The organism is Acidovorax sp. Root402, assembly GCF_001425125.1.
Taxonomy (GTDB): Bacteria; Pseudomonadota; Gammaproteobacteria; order Burkholderiales; family Burkholderiaceae_C; genus Acidovorax; species Acidovorax delafieldii.
Map to the genome: position 1 here is coordinate 293,815 of NZ_LMDQ01000012.1, position 26,676 is coordinate 320,490.

Annotated in this window: 17 protein-coding genes; 15 read left to right on the forward strand and 2 right to left on the reverse strand. The window is 63.7% G+C overall.

Features of this window, described 5'->3' with window-relative positions; all coding sequences use genetic code 11:
- Positions 1-3 precede the first annotated feature (3 nt).
- From tssM to ASC83_RS06520, 14 genes are all read left to right on the forward strand, one after another.
- Entirely contained in the window at positions 4-3,630 is a 3,627-nt protein-coding gene (gene tssM, locus ASC83_RS06455; RefSeq protein ID WP_235509326.1) for a type VI secretion system membrane subunit TssM, read from the forward strand.
- Complete coding sequence (tagF, locus tag ASC83_RS06460) at positions 3,612-4,352, forward strand: type VI secretion system-associated protein TagF (protein ID WP_056059611.1); 741 nt, start codon at positions 3,612-3,614, stop codon at positions 4,350-4,352. Before tssM ends, tagF begins: the two co-directional genes overlap by 19 nt.
- 36 nt (positions 4,353-4,388) lie before the next feature.
- Positions 4,389-5,387 (forward strand): type VI secretion system protein TssA, encoded by a 999-nt coding sequence (tssA, locus tag ASC83_RS06465; RefSeq protein WP_056059613.1) that lies wholly within the window; start codon positions 4,389-4,391, stop codon positions 5,385-5,387.
- 306 nt (positions 5,388-5,693) lie between these two features.
- Complete coding sequence (gene tssB, locus ASC83_RS06470) at positions 5,694-6,242, forward strand: type VI secretion system contractile sheath small subunit (RefSeq protein WP_056059615.1); 549 nt, start codon at positions 5,694-5,696, stop codon at positions 6,240-6,242.
- Positions 6,243-6,268: 26 nt separating this feature from the next.
- Positions 6,269-7,768: a type VI secretion system contractile sheath large subunit gene (tssC, locus tag ASC83_RS06475; protein ID WP_056059618.1), complete on the forward strand. Its 1,500-nt coding sequence runs from the start codon at positions 6,269-6,271 to the stop codon at positions 7,766-7,768.
- 280 nt (positions 7,769-8,048) lie between these two features.
- Positions 8,049-8,834, forward strand: coding sequence for a type VI secretion system accessory protein TagJ (locus ASC83_RS06480; RefSeq protein WP_056059620.1), 786 nt, complete (start codon positions 8,049-8,051; stop codon positions 8,832-8,834).
- A 12-nt stretch (positions 8,835-8,846) separates the two neighbouring features.
- On the forward strand, positions 8,847-9,371 hold the full coding sequence (gene tssE / locus ASC83_RS06485) for a type VI secretion system baseplate subunit TssE (RefSeq protein ID WP_056059623.1): 525 nt from the start codon (positions 8,847-8,849) through the stop codon (positions 9,369-9,371).
- 16 nt (positions 9,372-9,387) lie between these two features.
- Positions 9,388-11,262: a type VI secretion system baseplate subunit TssF gene (gene tssF, locus ASC83_RS06490; protein ID WP_056059625.1), complete on the forward strand. Its 1,875-nt coding sequence runs from the start codon at positions 9,388-9,390 to the stop codon at positions 11,260-11,262.
- Positions 11,259-12,362 carry a type VI secretion system baseplate subunit TssG gene (gene tssG, locus ASC83_RS06495; protein ID WP_056059627.1) on the forward strand — a complete coding sequence of 368 codons (1,104 nt, stop codon included), beginning with the start codon at positions 11,259-11,261 and terminating at the stop codon, positions 12,360-12,362. Before tssF ends, tssG begins: the two co-directional genes overlap by 4 nt.
- A 56-nt stretch (positions 12,363-12,418) precedes the next feature.
- Entirely contained in the window at positions 12,419-15,127 is a 2,709-nt protein-coding gene (tssH, locus tag ASC83_RS06500; RefSeq protein ID WP_056059629.1) for a type VI secretion system ATPase TssH, read from the forward strand.
- A gap of 267 nt (positions 15,128-15,394) precedes the next feature.
- On the forward strand, positions 15,395-17,455 hold the full coding sequence (locus ASC83_RS06505; protein WP_235509327.1) for a S41 family peptidase: 2,061 nt from the start codon (positions 15,395-15,397) through the stop codon (positions 17,453-17,455).
- Positions 17,456-17,531: 76 nt separating this feature from the next.
- Positions 17,532-19,013, forward strand: coding sequence for an AMP nucleosidase (locus tag ASC83_RS06510; protein WP_056059633.1), 1,482 nt, complete (start codon positions 17,532-17,534; stop codon positions 19,011-19,013).
- A 24-nt stretch (positions 19,014-19,037) separates the two neighbouring features.
- On the forward strand, positions 19,038-20,174 hold the full coding sequence (locus tag ASC83_RS06515; RefSeq protein WP_056059635.1) for a GGDEF domain-containing protein: 1,137 nt from the start codon (positions 19,038-19,040) through the stop codon (positions 20,172-20,174).
- Positions 20,175-20,290: 116 nt separating this feature from the next.
- The gene (locus ASC83_RS06520; RefSeq protein WP_055396350.1) at positions 20,291-21,226 is read left to right on the forward strand and encodes an ATP-binding cassette domain-containing protein; all 936 of its coding nucleotides are present in this window, start codon (positions 20,291-20,293) and stop codon (positions 21,224-21,226) included.
- Here the strand turns inward: ASC83_RS06520 and ASC83_RS06525 are convergent.
- Together ASC83_RS06525 and purT are read right to left on the reverse strand one after the other, a co-directional pair.
- A complete protein-coding gene (locus tag ASC83_RS06525; protein WP_056059637.1) occupies positions 21,201-23,612 on the reverse strand; it encodes a bifunctional diguanylate cyclase/phosphodiesterase in 2,412 nt (803 codons plus the stop codon). The two genes, ASC83_RS06520 and ASC83_RS06525, sit on opposite strands and share 26 nt — an antisense overlap.
- Before the next feature lie 63 nt (positions 23,613-23,675).
- Positions 23,676-24,878 (reverse strand): formate-dependent phosphoribosylglycinamide formyltransferase, encoded by a 1,203-nt coding sequence (purT, locus tag ASC83_RS06530; protein WP_056059638.1) that lies wholly within the window; start codon positions 24,876-24,878, stop codon positions 23,676-23,678.
- A 108-nt stretch (positions 24,879-24,986) separates the two neighbouring features.
- On the opposite strand from purT, the gene ASC83_RS06535 reads away from it, so the two are divergent.
- Positions 24,987-26,615: a sigma-54-dependent Fis family transcriptional regulator gene (locus tag ASC83_RS06535; RefSeq protein ID WP_056059640.1), complete on the forward strand. Its 1,629-nt coding sequence runs from the start codon at positions 24,987-24,989 to the stop codon at positions 26,613-26,615.
- Positions 26,616-26,676 lie beyond the last annotated feature (61 nt).

A 26,676-nucleotide genomic window follows, 5' to 3' on the forward strand; every position in this document is an offset into this window, starting at 1 on the left:
CATATGGCAGCGTTGCTGTTCAATCGTTTTACTCTGGCCTTCATCGGTCTGGTATTGCTGAGTCTGGTGATCTGGTTCATCGGCCCTTTGGTTTACATCAAGCCGTATCAGCCACTGGAAAGCGAAAACGTGCGCTGGGCCCTCATCGCCGCGCTATTCACCATCTGGGTGATCAAGCTACTCTTTCACTGGTGGCGTGCCAAACGCATGAACGACAAGCTCATGGGGCAGATCGCACGGATCACTGCTGGCCGTGATACCCCCCAAGAACTTGCACCTGGTCAAGAGGAGGTGACTGAACTGGAGGGGCGCTTCAAGGAGGCCGTAGAGGTTCTTTCCAAGACTCGCTTTGGCACTACCGAAAGCGGCCTGTTAGGCCGCTTCACCAAGCGCTACGTGTACCAGCTGCCCTGGTACCTGATCATCGGCTCTCCAGGATCGGGCAAGACCACGGCACTGGCCAACTCGGGGCTCGACTTTCCACTGGCCGAACAGTTCGGCAGGGGCTCAATCCGAGGCGTGGGCGGCACACGCAACTGCGACTGGTGGTTCACAGACCAGGCCGTGCTGCTGGATACCGCCGGCCGGTACACGACGCACGACAGCGATGTCGTGCAAGACAAAGCCGCCTGGTCGGGCTTTCTACAGCTTCTGAAGCGCTTTCGCGGTCGGCAGCCCATCAATGGCGTCATCGTGACGCTCAGCGTACAAGAGCTCTTGAGCAGTACCGAAGCGGAGCGCGCGCGCCTCGCCAAGACCATCGGTGCGCGGCTCGGGGAGTTGTGCGATGAACTGGCAATCAAGTTCCCGGTGTACGTACTGATCACCAAGGCCGACCTGCTGGCGGGCTTCAACGAATTTTTCGGCCAGATGACGCGCGACGAGCGCGCCCAGGTGTGGGGCTTCACCCAGCAATACCGAGAGAATGTGCCGTCCAACGATGACCCTACGGCCCAGTTCACTGCAGAGTTCGACGCGCTGGTGGCACAAATCAATCGCCTGTTGCCCCATCGCCTGCTGGCGGAACCGGATCTTGCCCGGCGTGGACTGATCTACGGGCTGCCCCAGCAGTTTGTGGGCCTGCGCGAACTGGTGCACCAAACGTTGCAGGAGGCTTTTTCATCCTCGCGCTTCAAAGAGAAGCCCCTGTTCCGTGGCGTGTATTTCACCAGCGGTACGCAAGAGGGCATGCCCTTTGACCGTGTGCTGTCGGCACTCAAGCGGCGGTTCGCCATCGCCACCCCGCTGAAGCCTGGAGCAGGGCAGCAAGGCAAGAGTTTTTTCATCGAAACCCTCTTCAAGGGTGTGATGTTCAACGAAGCGGGGTTGACAGGCCGCAACGCCAAGAAAGAGCGGCAGCTCCGACTGCTGCAGGCTGGCGGTCTCATCGGCTTGGCTCTGGCACTGAGTGGTGCTGCGCTGGCCTGGGGCATCAGTCACCAGAACAACCTGGGGTACCTGGAGGAAGTAAAGACCAGTGTGGGCACCTTGCGACAAGCGGTCGAAGAGGCCAAAACGGGCGACCCGGAAAATCTGGTGGCGCTATTGCCGATGCTGGACCATGCGGAATCCCTCGCCGTCAGTGAGCGCTACACAGGCTCGCCACCGCTGAGTTGGCGCTGGGGCCTGCTGCAGGTCCCGAAAGTAGAGACAGCAGCAGACACCACCTACCTGCGCCTTCTGGAAGATGCGTGGCTGCCCGGTATCGTGCGGCAGTTGCGCCGCTCGTTGCAGCAAACCTCGACAAGCAACCCCGAGGCCAGCTACGAAGCGCTGAAGGCATATCTGATGATCCATGACGCCGATCGCTTCGACGCCCGAACGGTGAAGGCATGGATCCGGCACGAATGGGACGCCAGCCTGACGCCGCAACTGCTGCAGGCGGGCGTGGGCGATCGCCTATCTCACCATCTGGACCGGCTCATGGACGAACGCGTGGTGATATCGTCAACCCCGGTCGACACCGCACTGGTGGCGGAGGTACGCCAACGCCTGGCACAGATGTCCCCAGCGCAGCGGGCATATAGCCGCTTGAAGCAACTGCTGATCACGGGCAATAGCCTGCCAGCGGACTTCAGCGTCGTGCGGGCCAGCGGCCCAGAAGCACCCCAGGTGTTCAGCCGCCGCAGCGGCCGGCCCCTGACGCAGGGAATATCCGGACTGTTCACCTATGACGGATACCACGGTGTGTTCCTGCACGAGCTGCCCAAGGTCACAACGCTGCTGTCCAAGGAAGAAGGCTGGGTGCTGGGGCAGGCGGACGGCAAGCGCAGCACCGCTCAGGAGGTATTGACCGGTCAGGTCGCCAACGAGGTGAAACGCCTGTACCTGATGGAGTACGCCAAGCTATGGGAGGACTATCTGGCCGACGTACGCCCCACCCGCATCGGATCACTGGACCAGGCAGGGGAGCAGGCTCGCCTGTATTCATCTGCCAATTCGAGCCTGGAACAGTTCATCCGCGCCGTCGCCAAGGAGACGACGCTTGCACGCCGCCCCGATGCAGATGCCGATAGCAGCGGCGCCAGCACCAGCAGCTGGCTGGGAGATAAGCTGAACCGCATTCGCGAGGAACAGCGGCAGCTGAGCAGGCTGACCGGTAAGCAGGTCAACGTGGGAGGCCTTACGCCCAGTGGAACGCTCGAAGCCGACATCGTGGACTTCCGCTTCCGCGAATACCGCCGGCTCGCGACCAGCAACGGGTCGGGCCCTTCGCCACTGACACAGAGCCTGCAGGTACTCAACGAGGCATCTGCCGTGATCGCATCGGCGCGACAGCAGGTGAAATCGGGTGGCACCATCCCGCCGACGCTGTCGTCGACCCTTGAAAGGGTGCGTGCAGAAGCCAAGCGCCTCCCTCCGCCTCTCAACCTGATGTACACCGATCTGGCTGAAGCGACATCCACCCTGGTCGGACGGGACGTACGCAGCACCATTGGCGGTAATCTGAACGCGACCATCGGGGACTTCTGCCGCCGCGCCGTGCTGGGCAGATACCCCTTCACACGCAGCGCAGGACGCGACGTCACCGCTGATGATTTCGCCAAACTGTTCGCCATGGGTGGCGTCATGGACGAATTTTTCCGCAGCACGCTACAGCCCATGGTCGACATATCCGCTTCCACCTGGACCTTCAAGCAGGGTGTGGACGGAACGCCGGTCGGAGGATCTGCGTCGCTGGCATCCTTCCAGAAAGCGGCCACCATCCGCGATGTCTACTTTCGGGCAGGAGGCAAGGCACCCGGTATCCGTCTGGACATCAAGCCCATCGAGATGGACGCGGCCATTTCGCAGATGGTCTTGGACGTGGATGGAGACGTGCTTCGCTACCAGCACGGGCCGCAGATCCCTAAATCCATGAATTGGCCAGGCACGCGGGGCACAGGCCAGGTAAGGCTGCAGATCACGAGCACCAACGGTGAAAACTCGGGATTGGTCACGGAAGGTCCATGGGCGCTACATCGGCTATTTGACCGCGCACAGCTCCTTCCGGGCAATGCGCCGGAGAAGTTCTCCGCGATCTTCAACGTAGATGGGCGCCGGGTACGGTTTGAAGTCACTACCAGCAGTGTGTTCAATCCATTCCGCCTCAAGGCGATGGAAGAGTTCGAATGCCCAAGCAACCTTTGAGCAACGACCTCCGCAGCATGCTGGCGCCTTCTTCTGTCGCCTGGTACGGCAAATTGCCAAGCCTGGGTGACTTCGTGGGCAGGCGTATGCCGCATGCCCTCAGTAGCGAGTGGGATGCGTGGATGCGAGAGGGGATGGAACAACTGCGCCGGGCAGACGGCGCAGGCTGGTCGGATACCTTCGTGAACGCCCCGTTGTGGTTCTTCATTGCCTCTTTGAGCACACAGGGCTCACCGGTAATTGGCGCACTCGCGCCCAGCGTGGACCGTGTCGGGCGCTATTACCCACTCACCGTGATGGCAACGGCGCCGCATGCGGGTTGCCCATTTGCAGACGACCTGCAGGTCAAGGCATTCCTCGCGGGAGCGCGCTCTGCCATTGTGGAGGCACGACGCCGCGCGCTTTCTGTGGATGACTTGGATCGACGTGTCAGCCTGTTGCCCAACCCCTTCGGCACCACACTGCCCAGCGAGCGCGAGCCATCTCTCATCCAAGACATCCTGTCGGACCTCCACGAGGCTTCGCAAGCTCACCAAGCAACAGCAAGCGATCTCGCTGAAAACATCACGCTGCCTGCAGGCGAATGGAGAGCGCACACGGCTCTCTTTGGCGAGCAAAGCCTGTGGTGGATATCTCCCACCCATCGCCTGGAATCCCAGGAACTGGTGCATCACGGCAAGGCCGACCGCTGGCTCTTCGCTCAATTGTTCTCCAAACATTGACGGAACCCGCCTTCCCTGGATCAAGGCCCCTTCACCATGACAAACCTCGACGAACTCCTGAACGAAGCTCCCTCCGCGCCTCCGTGCGGCCCCGAGATGACCTATGCGGCGGAATTTCTGGCATTGGAGCAATTGGCCCGCGGAAAGGTCGAGCAGCAGTACGGCGACACCATCATTCCCGCCGAAGATCCCGACTGGCAATCTGTGGAAAGCAATGCCTTGCAACTGCTGGTGCAGAGCAAGGACATGCGAATCGCCGGACTGCTGTGCAGATCCTGGACAAACACCGAAGGGCTCATCGGTCTGGCCCGCGGATTGGAGTTAATGGGAGCCCTCCTGGCAAAGTACTGGGGCGACATTCACCCGCTGCCTGAAGACGGCGACTATTTCATGCGCATGAACGCCGTTGCCATGCTCAACGACGTGACCGGGCTGCTGCGCGAGTTGAGGCAAACGGAGTTCCTCGCCTCCAATTTTGGTCACTTCACAGTACGCGACGCAGAAGTGCTGGCGCGCGGACAGCGTGCGGAATCCAATGCACAGCTCACCATGGACCAACTGCGGCTGGGCATGGCTAACGCCGTGGAACAAGGGCACGCCCCGCTTGTCGCGGTCCCCCGAGCGAAAGAGGCGCTAGAACAGCTAGTGCGGTTGTGCGACGACAAGCTGCCCCACCACCAGCGGCCCGACATGGGCAACATTCAATCATTGGTAGCGCTGCTCCACAGCCTTCTGCCCAAGTCAGAACAAGCCGTTGCCGTTTCCAAAGGACTAGGCGACGGACCAGATGTAGTTGTCACCGCCGTGCCAGCCGTCGGCCAGGAGATCAAGACCCGGGAGGATGCGATCAGACAGTTGGTCAAGATCGCCGAGTTCCTCGAATCCACCGAGCCCACCAACCCCGCCTCGCTCCTGATTCGCCGATCCGCAAAACTGATGGGCATGAGCTTCATCGACCTCCTTCGCGAGCTCGCACCACAAAGCCTTCAGCAGATCGAGTTAATCACAGGAGTCCAGCCTGAACAGACCTCTTGAACTACGAACTGTAACAGTCGCTACGCAGGCAGATCGGATACTGAAATACAGAAACAGTAGCCCCGTTCAACGCATACAGGCTCCACGAAATTGTGGACTTTCCCACCTTCCAGTGGAGATTCTTCGAAGCATGCGCGTCATGGTCACCCCAAGGGCCGTGTGCGACAAAAAGACCGTCCAGGAACGACTCGTTTCAGCCACGACAAACCGTAGCGAATTCACACAACTTTGTAAGCATTTGAACCGGCAACCACGAGGTCTCGGCCAAAGGTTGATCGAACCAGACAACTTGAGAGAGAGGTAAACATGTCAATCACCAAAGTGGGAAAAAGCGGGCAGAAGTTCATCGCACGAAACCGGGCGCCACGCGTGCAAATTGAGTACGACGTGGAAATCTATGGGTCGGAGAAAAAGGTGCACATTCCCTTTGTCATGGGCGTGATGGCCGACCTGTCCGGAAAGCCGCTTGAAAACTTACCGGAAATCGCCGATCGCAAATTCCTGGACATCGACATCGACAACTTCGATGCCCGCATGAAATCCATCAAGCCTCGCGCTTCCTTCCTGGTGCCCAACACACTCACTGGTGAAGGCTATTTGAGCGTGGATCTGACGTTTGAAAGCATGGATGACTTCTCGCCTGCCGCGGTGGCCCGCAACATCGGCCCACTCAACACACTGCTGGAGGCTCGCACCCAACTCCATAACCTGCTTTCGTACATGGACGGTAAGCAGGGAGCAGAAGAGCTGATCCGCAAGGTACTCCAGGACCCTGCACTGCTCAAGTCACTGGCTGCGAGTGCCAAGCCCGCCGCAGAAGCCGCTGAGACGCCAGCTCAAAACGACGCCGCCTGAGACATCCCTGCCAACGGAGATCACCCATGAGTGCAGTAGTAGCCACCACAGAATCAACCACCGCCCAGTCGCTAGAAGGCCACGACTTTGCGGCCTTGCTGAACAAAGAATTCAAGCCCAAAACCGACCAAGCACGCGACGCAGTAGAAGCTGCCGTACAGACGCTTGCACAGCAGGCGCTCGCATCGGTAGCCACCATCTCCAACGATGCGTACCAGACCGTGCAAGCCATCATTGCAGAGATCGACCGAAAGTTGTCCGAACAAGTCAACCTCGTGATTCACCATGCGGAGTTCCAGAAGCTTGAAGGCGCCTGGCGCGGCCTACAGCATCTGGTGACCAACACCGAGGTGGACGAGATGCTCAAGATCCGCGTGATGAACATCTCCAAAAAGGAGCTTCATCGCAACATGCGACGCTACAAGGGCGTGGGCTGGGATCAGAGCCCCATCTTCAAGAAGGTTTACGAGGAGGAGTACGGCCAGTTCGGCGGAGAGCCCTTTGGATGTCTGGTGGGCGACTACCACTTCGACCACAGCCCGCCGGATGTCGAACTGCTGGGGGAAATGGCCAAGGTGGCGGCAGCAGCCCACTGTCCCTTTATCTCCGGCGCATCTCCCGCGCTGATGCAGATGGACTCATGGCAGGAACTGGCCAACCCTCGCGACCTGACCAAGATATTCACCAACACCGAGTACGCCGCTTGGCGCAGCCTGCGCGAGTCCGATGACTCCAAGTACATCGGCCTCGCCATGCCACGCTTCCTGGCCCGCCTTCCCTACGGCGCCAAGACCAATCCGGTGGACGAGTTCGACTTTGAAGAAGAAACTGCCAGCGGCAACCACAGCAAGTACTGCTGGGCGAATTCGGCGTATGCCATGGCGGTAAACATCAACCGCTCTTTCAAATACTACGGCTGGTGTACATCCATCCGCGGCGTGGAATCCGGCGGCGCAGTGGAGAACCTGCCCGCACACACATTTCCCACAGACGATGGTGGCGTGGACATGAAGTGCCCCACCGAAATCGCAATCAGCGACCGCCGGGAGGCGGAGCTTGCCAAGAACGGCTTCATGCCGTTGGTACACCGCAAGAACTCGGACGTTGCAGCCTTCATTGGTGCGCAGTCGCTGAACAAACCCGCCGAATACTACGACGCCGACGCCACGGCGAACGCCAACCTCTCGGCACGGCTGCCTTACATGTTTGCGTGCTGCCGCTTCGCGCACTACCTCAAGTGCATCGTGCGCGACAAGATCGGCTCGTTCAAGGAGCGCAGCGACATGGAGCGCTGGCTCAACGACTGGATCATGAACTACGTCGATGGGGATCCTTCCAACTCTTCCCAGGAGACCAAGGCACGAAAGCCCCTGGCCGCAGCTGAGGTTGAGGTGAATGAAGTGGAAGGCAATCCGGGGTACTACACCTCCAAGTTCTTCCTGCGCCCTCACTACCAGCTCGAAGGGCTGACGGTATCGCTGCGACTTGTGTCCAAACTGCCTTCTGTCAAAGAAGCAGGCAACTGACCGGCAGCGGTCCTGCCAGGAAGAAGGCACACGCTAACAAAAGCTAGCGTGACTCCATCGCTGTTTTCGCGACCTGGCGCCTCACCCAACTTCCGCTGATTGACCTGCCGTCGTTTGCAGGCAGGCAGGTACTTTTCACGAATTTGAGTCCAAGCGCACCGCTACTCGGAAGGGCCGCAGTGCATGCCCCACCTTCGTCGGATGACCGACATCGCAATCGATCATCCGTCAAGGCGATTTAGCACGCCGGCACCCAAAATGATCAACATCAGCTTTCAACGTGACTGCCATTCTCTTTGACTCCCAAAGCCCGTTGGACCTTCAACTCCATCGCGTCAAAGACGCGATCCGGGCTGAGCCCTCCAAGGCCTCGCTGCGCACTTTCTATTTCCAGTTGCTAGCGGTACTTGGCGACTGGGACAAGGCGCTGGCGCAGTTGCAGGTATGTGCGCAGCTGGATCCCAAGGCCATTCCGATGGCACATGCCTATCGGGAAGCCATGCGCTGCGAATTGCTGCGCACCGAGGTGTTTGAGGGGCGTCGCACGCCTTACATCCTGGGTGAACCGCCTGCATGGCTTAGTTACATGGTGGACGCCCTCAAAGCAGAGTCAGAAGGGACTCCCAATGCTGCGCTGCAATTGCGATCCCTTGCCTTGGACATGGCACCGGCTCGCTCCGGAAAGCTCAATGGCGAACCGTTCGAATGGCTGAGCGATTCCGACTCGAGGCTGGGGCCAGTGCTGGAGTTTCACACCAACGGCTGCTACTACTGGGTTCCCTTCTCAGCGGTGCATAGCATCGCCATGGAAAAACCCGCAGACCTTCGAGACCTTGTGTGGCAACCCGCAGAGCTGGTGCTGGTCAACGACAGCACGCTAAAAGGCCTGGTACCCACGCGCTATCCGCTGCAGGCTCACGATGACGACGGCCTGAGGCTGGCACGACGCACGGAATGGGCAGAGATCGGGGACGAGCATGTGGCAGGCCGGGGGCAACGAATGTGGGTCTCTGACCAGGGAGATCACGCATTGCTCGATGTGCGCACTATCTCCTTCCTGGATTGACGTATTCCTGTCATGCAGTCCAGAAGACTGAGCGGTTTTGGAACCGAAAAGGATCGCCTGCAGCCGGCTCTGCTGGATCGCCTGACCGACCATGAGCCCACCCAACGGACGGAGCAGGCCGATGCTGTGTATGTCACCGAGTCGCGCCTGCGCGGCGCGTTGCTGCGCGATCTTGGCTGGCTACTCAACGCAAGCAATGCTTCGGGACACATCGACTTTTCCGGACTTGCGCATGCTGAAAGATCCACCCTGAACTATGGGATGAATCCCCTGGCGGGCAAGCTGCTTTCCGATCTGGACTGGAAAGACGTCGAAGCCAATGTGAGCCGCGCGATCCTGGCGTTTGAGCCCCGGGTCCTGCCCGACTCACTGACGGTGACTCTCCTGCCGTCGTTCGATTCACTCAACCACCACAACACTTTGCAATTCGAAATCCGATGCCAGTTCTGGTCCATGCCTTACCCTCTGGAGCTGCTGCTCAAGACGAGCCTGGACCTAGAAACCGGTCAAGTGGTGTTGTCGGACCTTAGAAGCTGACCCTGAGAACACACCGATGAATCCGCGTCTGGTGGAGTACTACAACCGAGAGCTGGCCTACCTGCGTGAGCTGGGGGCCGAGTTTGCTGCCGCATTTCCAAAAGTGGCCGGCCGGCTCGCGCTGCGAGACCTGGATGTGGCAGACCCGTACGTTGAACGTCTCCTGGAGGGGTTCAGCTTCCTGACCGCGCGGGTGCAGATGAAGATGGACGCCGAGTTCCCACGGCTTTCACAACGCATCCTCGAGATGGTGTGCCCCCACTATCTGGCCCCCACCCCCGCCATGGTGGTCGTCCAGATGTCTCCCAGCGATACCGAGGGCAACGTGGCAGACGGCTATTGCCTGCCCGCTGGCAGCATGCTGCGCTCACGCAAGACCCATGATGACCAAGTACCGTGCGATTTTCGTACTGGGCACGACGTCACTCTATGGCCTATTGCACTGTCCCGCGCAGTTCTGGGTGGGCCTCCTCTGGATCTCCCACTATCCCGCTTCGGATTGCAGCATGAGCCGGCAGGGCATTTGCGCCTGGAAATCGAAACCCAGGGGGCTACCGACTTCGCGCAACTGCCGATGGATCGGCTGGATATGTACATCCACGCATCTGACGCTGTGGCGTCTCATCTGCAGGAGCTGTTGCACGAATCTCTCCTCGGCATCGTGGTGCACGATGCACAAGACCCGACCCGGGTGCACGGATACCTCTCAGCCCACGCCCTTCGTGCCGAAGGGTATGAACAGAGTCAGTCCTTGCTGCCTTATTCGCACCGGGCGTTTCAGGGGCACCGGCTGCTGCATGAGTATTTCGCCTTTCCGCCGCGCTTCCGGTTTTTCTCCATCCAAGGTCTGGCGAGTTCGCTACAGGTGATCCCTGGGAGGCGTCTGGCCATGACGCTGCTGCTACGCAAGGCAGCCCCAGACCTCGAACCGGTGGTGGATAGACAAAATTTCCTGTTGCACTGCACACCCGCGATCAACCTGTTTGAGCGCATGGCGGACCGCATCCACGTGTCGGCCGGTGTCAACGAGTACCACGTGGTGATGGAACGCACCCGCCCACGCGACTTCGAGGTGTACAACGTGCTCAGCGTCACCGGCCACCAGGAGGGCCAGGTGAACGACCGGGAGTTCGTTCCCTTGTATGCCTCCGTGCACGGCATACGCTCAGACGACCAAGCGTACTTCGCTGTACGGAGGGAGCCCCGGCTGTTTTCGGAGCACGCCGTTCGTTTCGGGCCCCGGACCCAATACCTGGGCAGCGAAGTTTTCCTGTCGCTGGTGGACCAACGAGCAGCCCCTTTTTCAGACGATCTCAAGCAGCTTTCGGTACGCACCCTGTGCACAAACCGCGATCTGCCTCTGCTGATGCCGATCAATCAAGCCGGGGGGGATTTCATCACCCTCGACTCGGCGCCCATCGGCGCCATACGCACCGTCGCTGGACCATCGCGACCCATGGGCAGCGTGTCAGAGAACGAGATCACCTGGAGATTGATCTCGCATCTGTCGCTGAACTACCTCGCGATGACCGACCTCTCGGAGCAGGAAGGCGCAGCCACGCTTCGCGAACTGATGAACCTCTATCTCGCCTTGGGCAACCATGCCCTCACCGGCCAAGTTGCCGGGCTGAAGGAAGTCAGTATTCAACCCATCACCAGGCGCCTTGCTCAACACAGCCAGCTGATATACGGCCGGGGAGTGGGGATCACACTCACGGTCGATGAATCTTCGTTCGCTGGCGTGAGCGCATGGCCGCTAGCCTGTGTGCTTGAGCGCTTTTTCGCGCGCCATGTGGGTGTCAACAGCTTCACAGAACTGTCTTTGCACTCGCGGCAACGAGGGCCACTCGCCAAGTGGGACGCTCGCCCAGGCCAGAGGCCGAATACATGACCGGCGCAGCATCTCCAACCGGGGAAGACCCGTTGCAGCGGCATGATGGCAGCGCCGACCTGTGGCAACGACTGCGCAGCGATCCACACGCCTTCGATCTGTTCTTCGCGTTGCGATGGCTGCAGGCTCGCCATCCGGACCTACCGGTTTTGGGCCGCGCTGCGCGCCCGCAAGCCGAGCCGATCCGCCTGGGACAGGACCCTTCTCTCGCCTTCGCCCCGGCCACCATCGCGGAGGTGCTGCCAGCCGTTGCAGGCCAGCCGGAGCGGTTGATGGTCTGGAACTTCGGCCTGTATGGTCCCAATGGCCCGCTGCCTACCCACCTGACGGAGTACGTCCGCGAGAGACAGCGCCAATACGACGACCCGACGCTGGCCCGGTTCTCCGACATCTTCCACCACAGGCTGCTGCTGCTGTTCTTTCGTGCATGGGCCGATGCCCAGCCCACAGTATCCCTGGACCGGCCCGGTGACGGGATGTTCGGGCGCCACCTGGCCAGCATCATTGGCATCGGTGAACCATCAGCACGACGCCGCGATGCGGTGGACGACCACGCCAAGCTTCACATGGCCGGGCACCTCACGCGCATCACCCGCAATCCGGAGGGCCTGCAGCGTGCCATCGCCAGCTACTTTGGAGTGCCCGTCGCTCTGAACGAATACTGCTTGCATTACTTGGAGCTCGAACCCTCGCAGCAAACCCGTCTCTCGCGGCATCCCTGCAACTCTCAGTTGGGGGTCGATACGGTGGTGGGATCCAGGGTTCCGGATGCGCAAAGCAAGTTCCGGCTTCGCATTGGCCCCATGACACTGGCGCAGTACGAGCGCTTTCTTCCGGGCCATCCAGATTTCCAGGCACTCGTGGACTGGGTGAGGAACTACCTTGGTATCGAGTACGCCTGGGATTTCGAGCTCGTGCTACAGCGTGAGGAAGTCCCCGGCACGCGTCTGGGAGGCGGAACCCGCCTGGGCTGGACCAGTTGGATGCTCGACGGCCCTGCGGCCTCTGATGCGGATGATTTCCGTCTGGACCCGGAAAGCTGGTTGCATTCGCGCAGCCAGCAGGTCAGAGCGCGCGCGACCATGCCTCCGGGCGCATGACAAACCCTCGTTGTTAACTCTCCCAGAAATTCTCATCAACGCCCTGCCCCGATACCATGTCTGAGATCAGTCGCCTTGCCCTGTTCGGAAAACTCAACCCGCTGCTTTTCAAATCGCTGGAGGGCGCTACGGTGTTCTGCAAGCTGCGGGGCAACCCCTATGTCGAACTGGTCCACTGGCTGCACCAGTTGCTGCAGGAGAACGACTCCGACCTGATGAGGCTGTGTCGCCACTTCGAGATCGATGCAGAGCAACTTGCTGCCGACGTGCTGCGTAGTCTGGACCGGCTACCACGGGGAGCCACGTCGATCTCCGACTTCTCGGACCAGATCGAGATATCCATCGAGCGAGGCTGGGTCTACGCCACGCTGATGTTCAACGAGTCGCAGATTCGCAGCGCCTACTGGCTCTCCGGCATGCTGCGCACTCGGACGCTGGCCAATGAGCTGCGATCAATTTCCAAGGAGTTCGAGAAGCTCGGAGAGCCTTCGCTGAGCGACGCATTCCCCAAGCTGCTGCCGTTGTCGCCAGAAGCCCAACTAAAGGCCGCCGACGGTTCAGGTCTCCAGGGAGCTCCGGGCGAGGCCAGCAGTGCGACGTCGCCGCTCGGTACGCGCAAGCAGGACGCCTTGCAACGCTACACCATTGACCTGACCGAGCGAGCGCGCCTAGGTGAGCTCGATCCGGTGACAGGCCGCGACGAAGAAGTGCGCCAGATGATCGACATCCTCATGCGCCGTCGGCAGAACAACCCCATCCTGGTGGGAGAAGCCGGTGTCGGCAAGACCGCCGTGGTGGAAGGCCTGGCGTTGCGCATTGCCACGGACGACGTTCCACCGCCGCTGCGCGGCGTCCAGCTGCGCACCATGGACGTTGGCCTGTTGCAGGCGGGCGCCAGCATGAAGGGCGAATTCGAGAACCGGCTTCGCACGCTGCTGGACGAAGTGCAGGCTAGCACCACTCCGATCGTGCTCTTCATCGACGAAGTGCACACCCTGATCGGTGCGGGCGGCCAGGCTGGCACGGGCGATGCGGCCAACCTGCTCAAACCAGCATTGGCCCGTGGGGTGCTGCGCACGATTGGCGCGACCACCTGGGCAGAGTACAAGAAGTACATCGAGAAAGACCCGGCGCTGACGCGCCGCTTCCAGCTGGTACACATCCACGAGCCCGACGAACCCAAGGCTGTGCACATGCTGCGCGGAGTGGCCGCCAAGCTGGAAGCGCATCACAAGGTTCGGATCGCTGACGAGGCAGTGGTGGCCGCGGTAAACCTGTCGCACCGCTACATTCCCGCACGCCAGTTGCCAGACAAGGCGGTGAGTCTCATGGACACCGCCTGTTCCCGCGTCGCCATGGCCCTCACGGCAACACCTGCGCGCCTGGAGGCCGTGACCCGCCAACAGGAGGCGCTCCAAGTGGAGCTAGGGGTCGTGCAGCGAGAGGCCAACCTGGGCATCGCCGATGCAGGGCGTATGGACGAGCTGACCGCAACGCTTGAGCGCCTGCGGCAGGAGAAGGCCACGCTGACCGAGCGCCTGGTTCGCGAGAATGACCTCGCCCAACGCATCATCCAGGCAGAAGCAGCACTCCTTGCAGCACGGCTTGCACGCACCCCGGACGCGGCCGAAAGCAATGCGGCGGCTGCCTCCGCCGAAGCAACGACATCACCCGTACCAGCCGTCTCGCCCGAGGAGCTGGTCACGATGCGCACGGAACTGCTCACGCTACAGGGGGACGATCCCCTGCTGCACCCGGTGGTGGATGCAGGCGTCGTGGCTGCTGTGGTGGCCGAATGGACAGGCATTCCGGTGGGCCGCATGGTGCGCGACGAAGTGAAGTCGGTGCTGACGCTGGCACAGACGCTGGAGAAGCGTGTGATCGGCCAGCGCCACGGGCTAGAGGCCATTACCCGGCGCATACAGACAGCGCGCGCGCAGCTGGACAACCCCAGCAAACCCATTGGAGTGTTCCTGCTGGCAGGTCCCTCGGGGGTGGGCAAGACCGAAACCGCCCTGTCCCTGGCCGAGGCGCTTTACGGCGGCGAGCAGAACCTCATCACCATCAACATGAGCGAGTTCCAGGAAGCGCACACCGTCTCCACGCTCAAGGGCGCCCCACCGGGCTACGTGGGGTACGGCGAAGGCGGCGTGCTGACGGAAGCGGTGCGCCGCAGACCGTACAGCGTGGTGTTGCTCGATGAGATCGAGAAGGCCCACGCGGACGTGCATGAGATGTTCTTCCAGGTGTTCGACAAGGGCTGGATGGAGGACGGCGAAGGCCGCTACATCGATTTCAAGAACACCGTGATCATCCTGACATCGAATGTGGGCTCGGAGCTGATCGCGGGCCTTTGCAACGACCCCGACCTCATTCCGTCGCCGGAGGCTCTTGCAAAGGCAGTCCGCCAGCCGCTGCTCGACAAGTTCCCGGCTGCGCTGCTTGGCCGCCTCACGGTGGTACCGTACTACCCGATTTCCGACGCGATGCTCGAGCAGATCATTGGCCTGCAATTGCGCCGCATCCAGACACGTATCCAGGCCAACCACGGCGCGCAATTCCACTTCGACGAGAGCGCCGTGCAACTGATCCGAGAGCGCTGCAGCGAAGTGGAGTCTGGCGCCCGCATGATCGACGCGATCCTGACCCAGAACCTCTTGCCACGCATGGCCATAGAGTTCCTGCAGGCCTCGGTGGACGCAAAGACCATCAGCCGGATCGAAGTGAGCGCCGCCGACAACGACTTCGTGATCCGCTACGGCTAAACCCAAAAGCACACCCTTCGACGCACCGCCACCATGCCCCACGCACGCTTGCTCCGCAACCTGCTCCACCACACCTGCGCCGCAAACCGCCGAGCAGGCACCACGCGACCGACTGCCGCCTTGATCGCCTTGGTTGTCTGCGCAGCCTTCGCGATGCCAGCGCATTCAGGTCTGCTCGATGGCCTGGGCAGGGCCGGCGAAGCCATCAGTCGCAGCGAAGGCGCTGTGTCAGCCGGTCAGCAGATGATGTCCACCGGACAACAGGTGATGTCGACGAGCAGGCAGGCGATGGACGCGGGCCGCCAGGCCTGGGATAGCCGCAACGGCATTCCGTTCCAGCCGCCCTCCGGACCCGCCGTGATGGCGCGCGACGAAGGCGGCCCGGTGCGAATCATTGCCGCCCTCGAACGCGGCGCGGGCGACCCCGTCGCTGCGGGTAGCACGCTGGTGGCGCTGCTCGACCAGGGCGCGTACTTCGTGCAGCGCCAGACTGCGCATGTGACAACACCTCAGGACCAGTTACTGGCCACTCCCCGCGCAGACAGCTCTGTGGTGTCCATCGACCTGCCGCAGACTCCACCGGGGACCCTCTTCGACCTGGCTTCGGGCAGGGTACGAGCTTCAGGAGCTGGCGTGAAGATATTTGCACTGTCTGTGCACACCAGCCTGCCACGCCGGGCTGGCCGCCGCGCGCTGGATGCGATAGAGCAGCACGCCATGCTCACCACCAGTTCAGTGCAGATGGAATGGCCACTGCAGCCCGACCTGGCAATGGAAGCGGTGGGTGGCAAGTTGCTGGTGTGGGCCAGCGAGTCAGGCGCAGCGTTTCCGGCGGGCTTCGGTGCGGACGGCCGCCTCTTCACGCCCGACGACCCCATGGTGCGGCTGCCGCGCGGCTACACCGTCGTGACCCTGGACAGCCGCGGTTTTAGCTTCGACCGCAGCCGCGAGATCGCGCTGGCTCAATATGGGGTGCAGTCCACGGCAGACATCGACCTGACCCGGCTGTCGCCCGGCGACGCTTTCAAGGCATTCACCAGTGTGATGCATGAACGCTACCCGTTCCGCGGCGCGCAGCCCATGGACTGGGCGCGGCTGCAGGCCGAGCTGGCGGACAAGGTGCGGCAGGCCGGTGACCAGCGGGAGCGGCAAGCCATGGCGCAAATCTACGCCGACATTGGCACACGCCTGCAGGACGGCCTGTTCCGCGTCGAACTGCGCGGTGCAGGTGGTCCCCAGGGTCTCACGGCAGGACTCGATGTGGGCCTGGCCGGCCAGTGGCTGCCGCGCGGCATCACGCCCCTGCCGATGCAGGGCGTGTGGTGGCTGCCTGATGGCCGGGCCCTGGTAGGCAGCGTCGCTCCACGCTCGGCAGCGGAACTGGCCGGGCTGCGCCCGGGCGCTGAGATTGTGGAAGTCAATGGCGAAAGCATCGGGCGCTATGTGGGCCGCGCCGCACGCTACTCCAACCGCCCCACTGAAGTCGGGCGCCGCCACGATGCCCTCAAGCTGATGGCCTACGATCGGGAAGCCATGGTGCTGAAGGTGCGCCAGGACGGCAAGGAGCAAACCTTCGATCTGCGCCAGCGCGTGGCGGAACGGCCTCAGGCGGCAGGATCAGCCCCCAACAACGAATCGCTGTCAGCGTTCCAGTTGCGCAGTCAATCGGGCCGGCAGTACGGCTACATCGCGCTGAATTCGTTCGCCGACGGCGGAGGCAACCTGGACCAGTGGGAACGCAGCCTTGCAGCCGCCACCCAGGCACGGCTCAGCGGCCTGGTGCTGGACCTTCGGGGCGCCAACCATGGTGCTTATCAGTTGGTTCCCCACTACGCAGCGTCTTTCTTCTCTTACGACCGACCACTGAGGCTGCAGGGCTACGCGCAGCGCCAGGTGGACGCCACCGCCAAGGTGTGGCGCACTCGCGGCAGCCTGGGCCTACCTCCACAGCTGCCGCTGTTCACACAAGGCGGCGCTTACTACGGCGCCCCCTTGGTGCTGCTGACGGGACCGGAGTGCACGGGCCCGTGCGAGATGTTCGCAGCCTGGTTGCAAAAAGCCGGTCGGGCCCAGGTCATCGGGACGGAGCCCACGCCGGGCGCTGTAGGCATGACGACGCGCGTGCTGCTGCCCGGAGACGTGATCGTTCACGCGCCCACGGTGGCAGAACTGGGCGCCAAAGGCGACCACTATGTCTTTGGCAAAGGCGTTGAGCCCGATCTGCGCCTGGCGGCGGACGCAGGCTTCGTCCAACGCATCATGACCGGTGGCGACCCTGTGCTGGATGCCGCCGTGCAGTGGCTGGACGGTAGGCCCCAGACACGCTAACAGCAGCGTCATGCGCTCATGTGCCCAAAAAGCAAGCAACCCCTGCTTCAGTGACACAGGCAGGCGAAAATAGCGCATGCCCATCATCCCCGACTTCATCGCCCCCACCCGCCACACCGACCCGGCCGACGCTCTGGCCCAGGTGCAGCGCATTTATCAGCAACAAATCGGCCACCTGAGAGACGCCATGCAGCGTTTTGTGGCGGGCGAGACGCCCGAGGGCCCGGTGCGCGCGTTCTACCCGTTTGTGCGGGTGCACACCACCACCGTGGCGCGGGCCGACACCAAGCTGGCCTATGGCTTTGTGGAAGGCCCCGGGCGGTATGAGACCACCCTCACCCGGCCCGACCTGTTTGCCAACTACTACGCCGAGCAGTTCCGCCTGCTGCGTGCCAGCCACAACGTGGAGCTGGAAGTGGGCACCAGCACCCACCCGATTCCCATCCATTTCTCATTTGCGGAGCACGACCACATCGAGGGCACGCTGACCCAGGCCCGCCGCATGCTGATGCGCGACGTGTTCGACCTGCCCGACCTGGCCGCCATGGACGATGGCATCGCCAACGGCACCTGGCAGGCCGCGCCCGGCGAGGCGCAGCCGCTGTCGCTGTTCACCGCGCCGCGCGTGGACTATTCGCTGCACCGCCTGCGCCACTACACAGGCACAGCGCCCGAGTGGTTCCAGAACTTTGTTCTGTTCACCAATTACCAGTTCTACATCGACGAATTCGTGCGCCTGGGCCACGCCGAGATGGCCAAACCCGACAGCGAATACATTGCCTTCATCGAACCCGGCAACGTGGTCACGCGCCGCGTGGGCCTGAGCGCCGAGGCGGGCGACGACCTGGGCGCCGCTCCACCCCGCCTGCCGCAGATGCCCGCCTACCACCTGGTGCGCAAGGACGCGAGCGGCATCACCATGGTCAACATCGGCGTGGGCCCGGCCAACGCCAAGACCATCACCGACCACATCGCCGTGCTGCGCCCCCATGCCTGGATGATGCTGGGCCACTGCGCGGGCCTGCGCAACAGCCAGCAGCTGGGCGACTACGTGCTGGCGCATGCCTACGTGCGCGAGGACCATGTGCTGGACGAAGACCTGCCGCTGTGGGTGCCCATCCCGGCGCTGGCCGAGATTCAGCTCGCGCTGCAGCAGGCCGTGGCCGATGTCACACAGATCAGCGGCGCCGACCTGAAGCGCGTGATGCGCACCGGCACCGTGGCCAGCACCGACAACCGCAACTGGGAGCTGCTGCCCGACAACACGCCCCAGCGCCGTTTCAGCCAGAGCCGCGCCGTGGCGCTGGACATGGAAAGCGCCACCATCGCCGCCAATGGCTTTCGCTTTCGCGTGCCCTACGGCACCCTGCTGTGCGTGAGCGACAAGCCCCTGCACGGCGAAATCAAGCTGCCCGGCATGGCCAACCACTTCTACCGCGAGCGGGTGGACCAGCACCTGCGCATCGGCATGCGCGCTATCGAGATCCTGCGCAACGGCGGCGTGGACCGCCTGCACAGCCGCAAGCTGCGCAGCTTTGCCGAGGTCGCTTTTCAGTAAACGACGGGCCCGGGGCCGCTGCGTATGCCACTGGATTTCCTCACGCTGATGACGGTCATGGCGGCCAACCTGTTCATGATCTCGGCCGCGCTGCCGCTGATCATGGGCCGGGACGTGAGCCGCGCTGCACGCCATGTGCAGGCCAGCATGCTGCTGCAGGCCGTGGCCTGGGCGGCCATCATTGCCTCATCCACCCTGTGGGACCAGGCCCTTTCCACCGTGTCGATTGCCTGCAACGCGGCCGCACAGTGGATGCTGTACCGGGCGCTGGAGGAATGGCTGGGCCCCCGTCCCTTGCGCAGCCTGCTGCTGGTGCTGGTGATAGCCGCCCCGCTGGGCTACACCCTGGGCTTTGGTCACTACGCCTGGCGCGTGGGCTGGGCCAACTTTGTATTGGCCACCATCCTGTGCATCGTTGCGCGCGCCACCCTGGCGCCTGTGGTCGAGGCCAACCTGCGCTGGCGCAGCCTGCTGCTGGGCTGCCTGTTGACGTCGGCCGCGTTCACGTTGGCGCGGGGCATGCTGGGCGCCTTCACCGACCAGTACCCCAGCTTTCGCACTCCCCACCCTGTCAACCTCGCTGCCGCCGTGGCCACCAACGTGAGCCTGGTGCTCGGCACGGTCGCCCTGCTGGTGGCCTGGCGGTCGGAGGCTGAACACAAGCTGCGCACGCTGGCGATGACCGACGGCCTCACCGGCGTGCTCAACCGGCGCGGCTTCACCACCCAAGGCAGCAGCCTGCTGGCCCACGCCGCACGCCACCAGTTGCCCATGACGGCAATGATGCTGGACCTGGACCACTTCAAGCAGGTCAACGACACCCACGGCCACGAGGCCGGAGACCGCGCCCTGCAACTGTTTGCCCGCCTGCTGGGTGACACCTGCCGCAGCGGCGACCTGGTCGGGCGCCTGGGTGGCGAGGAGTTTGGCGTGCTGCTGTTGCACAACAGCGCACCCGCTGGGCTGGCCCTGGACCGGCGACTGCGCAGGCGTCTGCATGCCGCCAGCGTGGCAGAGCTGGGCTTTGCGCTGGACTACAGCGCCGGGATGGCCGTGCTGCAGCCGGGCGAAGCTGGCTTGGCCGAACTGATGGCCCGTGCCGACGGTGCCCTCTATGCAGCCAAGACGGCGGGCCGGGGGCGGCTTGTCGCGGCGGACTGAGGCAAGCAGTCCTGTTTTGATAGCATCAGGCGCAATACCCACTAGCGCCTGCGGCAGATTCTGGCAAAAATCCGCCCCCAAGCACCACGGACGCACTCGTCGCACACAATCCCTCCATGACCGCACTTTTTGAAGCCCTGCACCTGCGCAAACGTTATGGCGAGACCACGGTGGTGGACGACGTGTCCTTCGCCATTGCTCCCGGCGAATGCCTGGGGGTCATCGGCCCCAACGGCGCGGGCAAGACCACCACCATCCGCATGTGCCTGGGCCTGGCGTCTCCAGACGGGGGCGAAGTGCATTTCACGCCCCAGCCCGGCACGGCCCCGCTGCTGATGCCCCGCGATGCGCTGGCCATCAAGGCGCAACTGGGCGTGGTCACGCAGTTTGACACCCTCGACCCGGACTTCACCTGCGCAGAAAACCTCCGCGTGTTCGGCCGCTACTTCGGCCTGAAGGGCCCGGTGATGGACGAGCGTGTGCCCCAGTTGCTGGAGTTCGCAGCCCTCACCCACAAGGCCGATGCCAAGCCGGGCGAGCTGTCGGGCGGCATGAAGCGGCGCCTCTCGCTGGCGCGCGCCCTGGTCAACAATCCGCGCCTGCTGCTGCTGGACGAGCCCACCACAGGCCTGGACCCGCAAGCCCGCCACCTGATGTGGGAGCGCCTGCAACTGCTGCTGCAGCAAGGCAAGTCGATCCTGCTGACCACCCACTTCATGGACGAGGCCGAGCGCCTGTGCTCGCGCCTGCTGGTGCTGGACCACGGCCGCAAGATTGCGGAAGGCCGCCCGCGCGAGCTGATCGCCCAGCACCTGGAGCCGGATGTGGTGGAGGTGTTCGGCGTGGGGGCCGTGCAGATGTCCGAAGACGCCGCGCTGCGTGCCCTGGCCGCGCGCGTGGAGATCAGCGGCGAGACGGTGTTTTTCTACACCCAGAACGCGCAGCCGCTGCTGCAGGCGCTGGGGCAGCATGGCCACCTGCGCACGCTGCACCGGCCTGCGAATCTGGAGGATTTGTTCCTCAAGCTCACGGGGCGGCAGATCCGGGAATAGGGCCGGCGGGAGGGCCTGCCACCCGGCCCTGCCACCAGTTTTCAAGGTCTTGTGGCGCGCAAGGCTGGGAAAAGAGATAACCCTGCAGTTCGTCGCAGCCCAGCCGGGCCAGCCACTGGGCTTGGTGGTCGGTTTCCACGCCCTCGGCCACCGTGCGCAGGCCCAGCTTTTGCGCCAGGGCCACGATGGCGTCCACCAGCACTTCGCCCCGGTCATTGCTCCCCAGATCGTTCACGAAAGAGCGGTCGATCTTGAGCTTGCGCACCGGAAACCGCTTGAGCTGGCTCAGTGACGAATAGCCGGTGCCGAAGTCGTCGATGGCCAGCTGCACACCCAGAGCGGTGAGGCGCTGCATGGTCTGCAGGGCCTCCTCCACGGGCTCCATGATCGAGCTTTCAGTGATCTCCAATTGCAGCAACCGGGGTGGGCACCCGGTGCTTTGCAAGGCGCGGGCCACCACCTGGTCCAGCTCGGGCTCCTGGAACTGACGGGCCGAGAGGTTCACCGCCACCGGGATCTCCCCCCACCCGGCATCCAGCCACCGGCGTGCCTGCGCGCAGGCCTCGTTCAGCACCCATTCGCCCAGGGGCACGATCAGCCCCGTTTCTTCCGCAATGCCGATGAACTGCAGCGGAGACACCAGCCCACGCTCCGGGTCCGCCCACCGCACCAGCGCCTCCACCGACGACACGCGCCCCGTCCGCGCATCCATGATGGGCTGATAGTGCAGGCGCAGCCCGTCGTGCTCGATGGCATGGCGCAGGCCCGCCTCCACCCGCAGGCGCTCCGTCAACACCTCCGTCATGTGCGGGCTGAAGAAAGCCAGTCGATTCCCACCCAGGTCCTTGGCGTCGTACATGGCCACGTCTGCATTGCGCAACAACAGGTCGCCAGAGTCCCCATCCTGTGGAAAGACCGCAATCCCCAGGCTGGTGCCCAGCAACCAGCTGGACGTGCCGGTCTCCACAGGCAGGGTCAGCGCCCGCACAATGCGCCGCGCCATGGGCTCCACCACGGCCGGGTCCGGCAGGTCAGGCAGCACCACCACAAACTCATCCCCTCCCGGGCGGGCCACTACGTCGCCAGGGCGTACACAACCCTGCAACCGGACCGCCACCTCCTTGAGCAAGGCATCGCCCCGGGCATGTCCCAGGCTGTCATTCACCCCTTTGAACCGGTCCAGGTCCATGGCCATAACGGCCACGCAGTGGCCCTGCTCCCGCGCCCGGTCCAACGCCGCGTCCAGCCGCTCCGTGAGGCTGTAGCGGTTGGCCAAGTCGGTCAGGGGGTCTCGCCGCGCCTGGCGCTCCAGCGTCTCCGTGTGCAGCGCGATGGACTGCTGCTGGCGCAGCAGGGACTCCGCCATCCGGTCCAGTGCCCGGGCCACCTGCCCCAGCTCTCCCGGGGGATAGGGTGTGCCAATGGGTTCGGCGTAGTTGCCAGCATCCATGCGGCCAATGGCGCGGATGGCGCGCATGGCATGGCGGCGTACCGCAAATTCCACCAACAGAAAAGCAGCAACAAACACGATGGCCGCCAGTGCCAGCACCCCCAGCAGTGCGCGCCGGAACTGGCGCTCCACCGGGCCACGCAGGTCGTCCTCGGGCACGGCCAGGGCCAGACGCAGATCCGAGCCCTGTGCGCGCGGCAACTGGGCGCGCACCCAGACGCGACGCACGCCATCGGCCCCCTCCATCACGGCATGCCCTTCGACCGCTTGCAACATGAAAGTGCGTTCGGCGTCCCCCAGGGTCAGCGGCGCCACCTCCGGTCGGCGGAAGTCCATGACCACCGAACCGTCGGCATTCCATACCTGCAGATGCATACGCTCATAGCGCTGTGCATGCACCGTGGCCTGCCCGTAGTCCTGCATGTCGAGCGAGGCCAGCAGGATGAAGCGCAACGCGCCTCCCGCATCGCGCACCGGGTAGGCCACCTGCAGCACCCCCTTGCCCGTCAGGCGGCCTATGACCGCTTCCAGCACCGGCCCGGAGGCTGTCAGCGCACGCTGAAAGTAACTGCGGTCCCGGAGGTCCAGCGTACGGCCACTGCGCAGCGAATCACAGAACAGGGAACCATCGGGCTGGATGGTGAGGATGCCGGTGTACTGAGGATGTTCCTTGAGGACATCTGCCAGGAAATCAGAGCAGGCGCCCTTGTCGCCCGCTGCCAGCAGGGGTACGCGCCCAAGGCCAAACAAGAGTTGCCCGGTACCAGCGATCTTGTCGTCCAGGTCGCTGGCAATGATGCCTGCCCGGGCCACCAGCCGGTCGCGCGCCTGTCCGGTGGTAGTCACCCGGAACTCCAAAAGCAACCACACCAGGGCCGGCACAGGCAACAAAGAGGCTGCCAGCACCAGCCACAGGATCCGCGCACTCAGGCTCACAGGGGTTTCTCCTTCAGAAGCGCCGTCGTCGCACCGGCCCGCCGCAACTGCGGCCGCAGGCTATCAGGCCACGCGGGGCCTGACCTTGCTCGCCGCCAGCTTGGCGTTCGCACGCGCCGTGTCCACATTCTCAGCCCGCGCCAGCGCGACGCCCATGCGGCGCTTCACAAAACTCTCGGGCTTGCCGAACAGACGCAGGTCGGAGCCCGGCACGCGCAGGGCTTCTTCCACACCGTCGAACACGATGCCCTGGGCTTCCACGCCACCGTAGATGACGGCACTGGCGCCGGGGTTGCGCAGACTGGTGTCTACCGGCAGGCCCAGGATGGCGCGGGCATGCAGCTCGAACTCGCTCTGGTGCTGGGTGCACAGCGTGACCAGGCCCGTGTCGTGCGGGCGGGGGCTCACTTCGCTGAACCAGACCTCCTGGCCCTTGACGAACAGCTCCACGCCAAACAATCCCTGGCCGCCCAGGTTGTCGGTCACGGCCTTGGCGATCTGGCGTGACTTTTCGAGCGCGGCCGGGTGCATGGGGTGGGGCTGCCAGCTTTCCACATAGTCGCCACTCACCTGCACATGGCCGATGGGGTCGCAGAAACTGGTGGTGATTTGGCCGTCCGCGCCCACCGCACGCACGGTGAGCTGGGTGATTTCGTAGTCAAAGTCGATGAAGCCCTCGACGATCACGCGGCCGTGGCTCACCCGGCCACCGGCCATGGCGTAGTCCCAGGCCTTCTTCACGTCGTCTGGGCCGTCGATCTTGCTCTGGCCCTTGCCCGAGCTGCTCATCACGGGCTTGACGATGCAGGGGTAACCAATCCCGCCATCAATCGCGGCCTGCAACTCTTCGAGCGAATTACAGAATTTGTACGGGCTGGTGGGCAGGCCCAGGGTTTCTGCGGCCAGCACGCGGATGCCTTCACGGTCCATGGTCAGGCGCGCTGCGCGGGCCGTAGGGATCACGCGCACGGTGCCCGCGGCTTCCAGCTCTTCGAGCATGGGGGTGGCGATGGCTTCGATCTCGGGCACCACCAGGTGGGGCCGTTCGGCTTCGATCAGCGCCTTGAGCTGGGCCGGGTCGCTCATGGTGATGGTGCGCGCGTGGTGGGCCACTTGCTGGCCGGGGGCGTTGTCGTAGCGGTCCACGGCAATGGTTTCCACCCCCAGGCGCTGCAGCGCGATCAGCACCTCCTTGCCCAGCTCGCCCGAGCCCAGCAGCATGACTTTGGTGGCATGGGGGGACAGAGGGGTTCCGAGGGTGGTCATGGTGGGGGCTTTCGAGAAGGTGAAAAAGTCGGTAAATGGCGGGACGCAGGCGACTTTAATGCACCCGGGCGCAGAACTTGCAATCGCCCTGACATGCCCCCACCGCCCATGCCCTCCCCTTCCAGCACGGCCCGCTCGCACAGCCCCACCGACTGGCACGCCCAGGAGCTGCTGCTGATGCGCGAGGTGATGCGCCTCATCGGCCGCAGCCTGGCGCCCGGCCTGGTGCTGCGCGAAATGCTGCACCTGATGAGCGAGCTGCTGGGCCTGAACCGGGGGCGCATCGTGCTGGTGGACAACGCTCCCTCCTCCCCAGCCGGCGCGCCGCGCACCGCCTCCATCCAGCATGCGTACGGCCTCACCCAGGCCGAGGTGCAGCGCGGGCGGTACGCCTGGGGCGAGGGCATCACAGGCCGCGTGCTGGCCACGGGGCAGCCTGCCATCGTGCAGGACATTGATGCCGAACCGCTGTTTCTGGCACGCGCAGTGGAGCGCAGCCAGCTGCCGCCCGAGACGGTGGCCTTCATCGCACTGCCCATCGAGGTCAACAACGCGCCCATCGGCGTGCTGGCCTGCCACCGCATCCGCAGCCGCCAGCGCCACCTGAACGACGACCTGGCGGTGCTGCGCGTGCTGGCCACGCTGGTCGGGCAGCTGCTGCAGCTGGAAGCCCTGGTGGCAGAGCAGACGCGGCAGCTGCAGGCGCGCAACGCCGTGCTGGCCAATGCGCTCAACACCAAAAGCGCGCGCTACGGGCTCATTGGCAGCTCGCCACCGCTGCTGCAGGCCTTGAGCGAGCTGGAGCGTGTGTCGCAAACCCAGGCCACCGTGCTGCTGCTGGGCCAGTCGGGCACGGGCAAGGAGCTGTTCGCACGCGCCGTGCACCTGGCCAGCGGGCGGCGCGACCGGCCCTTCATCAAGGTCAACTGCTCGGCCATTCCGGACGCGCTGTTCGAATCCGAACTGTTTGGCTACGAGAAGGGCGCATTCACCGGCGCCAGCACAGCCCGCGCAGGCTGGTTTGAGCAGGCCGACAGCGGCACCATCTTTCTGGACGAGATTGGCGAGCTGCCGCTGGCCCTGCAATCGAAGCTGCTGCGTACGCTGCAGGAGGGCACGCTGGTGCGCCTGGGCGGGCAGCGCGAGGTCAAGGTCAACGTGCGCCTGGTGGCGGCCACCCACCGCGACCTGGCGGCCGATGTGGAGGCCGGGCGCTTTCGGCAGGACCTGTACTACCGCCTGCATGTGATTCCGATCCATCTGCCCTCGCTGGCCGAGCGGCGCGAGGACATCCGCGCGCTGGCGCTGCACTTTGTGAGCCGCGCCAACCAGGCGCACCAGCGCAACGTGAACCTCTCGCCCGACGCGCTGGCGCGGCTGGAAGAACACCCCTGGCCAGGCAACATCCGCGAGCTGGGCAATGTGATCGAACGCCTGGTGCTGCTGACCAATGACACGCTGGTAACGCGTGGCGAGCTGGACCGGTTTCTGCCCGCTGCGGCTGTGGTTTTGCCACCCGCACCGGCGCCCATTCAGCAGATTCAGGCCGAGATGCCGTCTACCCCTATCGCCGCAGCACCGCTGGTGCGCGACTACGCCTCGGCCCAGTCCCACAGCGTTCAGGTGCTGCAGGCCGCGCTGGTCGAACACCACGGCAACCAATCGCGCGCGGCGCAGAGCCTGGGGTTGACGCTCCGGCAGTTCGCTTACCGGCTGCGCAAAGCAGGCTTGAAGTGACGCCCAACACTGTGTCAACAATTTGTAGACACAGTGTTCAGCGTCCGCGTTGGACAGGCTG